Source organism: Streptacidiphilus sp. ASG 303 (assembly GCF_020991365.1).
In the GTDB taxonomy this organism is placed as follows: Bacteria; Actinomycetota; Actinomycetes; order Streptomycetales; family Streptomycetaceae; genus Peterkaempfera.
In genome coordinates, this window is the sequence record NZ_JAJLRA010000069.1 from 1 (window position 1) to 2,371 (window position 2,371).

The following is a 2,371-nucleotide window of genomic DNA, read 5'->3' on the forward strand; positions in this document are numbered from 1 at the left end:
GCGGCTTCCGCATCGAACTCGGCGAAGTGCAGTCCGCACTCGCCTCCCACCCCGCCGTGGCCCAGGCCGCGGTCCTCGTCCGCGAGGACCGCCCCGGCGACCAGCGCCTGACCGCCTACATCGTCCCCACCGACAATGCCACCGGAACACCGCAGGACGCGGGACTGGCAGCGCGGGTGCGCACCCACACCGCCACCCTCCTGCCGGAGTACATGGTCCCCTCCGCGGTCGTCACCCTGGCCGCCCTGCCCCTCACGGCCAACGGCAAACTCGACCGCCGCGCCCTGCCCGCCCCCGAACTCCCCACCACGGGCACCGGCCGCACACCCGCCGACCAGCGCGAAGCACAGCTCTGCACCCTGTTCGCCGAGGTCCTCGCCCTCCCCGAGATCGGCCCCGACGACAACTTCTTCGACCTCGGCGGCCACTCCCTCCTCGCTACCCGTCTCATCAACCGCATCCGCACCACCATGAATGTCGAAGTCACTCTTCGCATGCTGTTCCACAACCCGGTTCCCGCTCAGCTTGCGAATGTGCTGGGCCAGCGCAAGAGGGAGAGGCCGGCCCTTCGGCCGAGGGCTCCTCGGAATGAGGGTGCATAGCGGCATCCTCGCCGGACACGGAAGTGGAGCCGATCGCGCCGCGGGATATTCGCAAGGAACACGAAATCCCGCGGCGCGGAAATCGCCAGCTCCTATTCGATCGAACCCTTCCTCTCAGCGTCATCAGCAATTCCGTGGAGTAACCTCATGATTCCTCTGTCTTTCGCCCAGCGTCGCCTGTGGTTCCTCGGCGAACTCGAGGGCCCTAACGCCACCTACAACATTCCGTTCGCCATGCGGCTGCGGGGCGAGCTCGACCGGACGGCGCTGGAGGAGGCCTTCCGTGACGTGCTCGACAGGCACGAGGTCCTGCGCACGGTGGTGGCGACGGTCGACGGTGTTCCACATCAGCGGATCCTTCCGTCGTCGCAGCTGACCTTCGAACTGCGCACCGACGAGGTCACGGAGGACGACCTCGCCGCGGCTGTGACGCGCCTGGCCCGCAGCCCGTTCGACCTCGCGGCGGACCTGCCGCTGCGCGCCGACCTGCTGACGGTGGGCCCGCAGGACCACGTCCTGGTGGTCGTCCTCCATCACATCGCCGCCGACGGCTGGTCCCTCGCCCCGCTCGCGGACGACGTGTCCCACGCTTACCGCGCTCGCGTGGCGGGCCGGGCCCCGGCGTGGGAGCCGCTGCCGGTCCAGTACGCCGACTACACCCTGTGGCAGCACGACCTCCTCGGCGACGAGGACGACCCCCAGAGCCTGCTCAACGAGCAACTGGCCCACTGGCGCAAGGCCCTGGCCGGCCTGCCCGAGGAACTCACCCTGCCCACCGACCGCCCGCGCCCGGCAGTTGCCTCGTACGAGGGGGTCGTGTCGCCGGTCGAGTTGGACGCGGAACTCCACCGGCGGCTGACGGGGCTGGCCCGACACCATGGCGCCACCCTGCACATGGTGCTCCAGGCCGCGCTGGCGGTCGTCCTGTCCCGGCTCGGCGCCGGGCACGACATCGCGATCGGCACCCCTGTCGCCGGCCGCACCGACGACGCACTGGACCGGCTGGTCGGCTTCTTCGTCAATACCCAGATCAACCGCGTCGACCTCACCGGCGACCCGACCTTCGGTGAACTGCTGGGCCGGGTGCGGGACGCTGCCCTGGACGCCCACGAGCACCAGGACATCCCCTTCGAGCGCCTCGTCGAAGACCTCGCACCGACCCGCTCGATGGCCCGCCACCCCCTATTCCAGGTCATGCTGACCCTGCAGAACAACCTGCAGGCCGTTCTCGACCTCCCTGGGCTCGACGTCGAACTCGTGCCTACGGGCCCGGAACCGGCCAAGTTTGATCTTGCCGTCGAACTGACGGAAAGCTTCGACGATGCCGGTGCGCCGTCGGGCGTGCGCGGCCGACTGATCGGCTCGGGCGACCTGTTCGACGCGTCGACGGTGGACAACCTGGCCGAGCGGTTCACGCGGGTCGTGACCATGCTGAGCAGCGCCTGGGACGCCCGCGTCAACCGGTTCGACATCCTGACCCCCGCCGAGCGTCACCGCATCGTGGTGGAGTGGAACGACGGTGGCGCGGAGGGGGTGCCGGCTCCTTCGACGACGCTCGTCGACGCCTTCGAGGCCCAGGCCGCCCGCACCCCGGAGGCGGTGGCGGTGGTCGACGGCGACGGCACGGCGGTCACCTACGGTCAGCTGAACGCGCGGGCGAACCGCATCGCGCGGCTGCTCGTGGAGCACGGCGCCGGCCCCGAGGGCCGGGTCGCGGTCTCGCTGCCGCGCTCGGCGCAGCTGATGACGGCCCTGCTGGCGGTGCTCAA

General features: G+C 70.3%; 2 protein-coding genes. Both read left to right on the forward strand.

All coding sequences use genetic code 11. The features are described from left to right. On the forward strand, window positions 1-602 hold a 602-nt coding region (locus LO771_RS29920; RefSeq protein WP_230748283.1), incomplete at its 5' end, for a phosphopantetheine-binding protein. A gap of 147 nt (window positions 603-749) precedes the next feature. Further along, window positions 750-2,371, forward strand: a 1,622-nt coding sequence (locus LO771_RS29925; RefSeq protein WP_230748285.1) for a condensation domain-containing protein, incomplete at its 3' end; no start/stop codon positions are given.